This is a genomic window from Drancourtella massiliensis (genome assembly GCF_016900655.1).
GTDB classification, from domain to species: Bacteria; Bacillota; Clostridia; order Lachnospirales; family Lachnospiraceae; genus Sellimonas; species Sellimonas catena.
In genome coordinates, this window is sequence record NZ_JACJKH010000112.1 from 1 (window position 1) to 404 (window position 404).

A 404-nucleotide genomic window follows, 5' to 3' on the forward strand; every position below is an offset into this window, starting at 1 on the left:
AGAAACCGGCGGAAGCCGTTTTCATATAAAGTGTGGGCTTATAGCTCAGCCGGTTAGAGCGCACGCCTGATAAGCGTGAGGTCGGTGGTTCGAGTCCACTTAAGCCCATCACAATTTAAGAATGAAAGATGAGGCTGAGGAGGTAAGGCCCACTTGACCCATCACAATTTCAGTGTGAAAGGTGAGAGTGAGGAGGTAAGGCCCACTTGACCCATCACAATTTCAGTGTGAAAGGTGAGAGTGAGGAGGTAAGGCCCACTTAAGCCCATCACAACTTAAACAACAATTGCATACGGGGGATTAGCTCAGTTGGGAGAGCGCCTGCCTTGCAAGCAGGAGGTCACGAGTTCGAATCTCGTATTCTCCACTCGGATCGGAAACGGTCCGTAAGATATGAAAATGTA

The 404-nt window shown here is 49.3% G+C and carries 2 tRNA genes; both read left to right on the forward strand.

Annotated features, from left to right (window positions below):
- Nucleotides 1–34 precede the first annotated feature (34 nt).
- Nucleotides 35–108, forward strand: a tRNA-Ile gene (locus tag H6A32_RS15960).
- A gap of 186 nt (nucleotides 109–294) precedes the next feature.
- Nucleotides 295–367 (forward strand) — tRNA-Ala (locus tag H6A32_RS15965).
- Nucleotides 368–404: the final 37 nt, after the last annotated feature.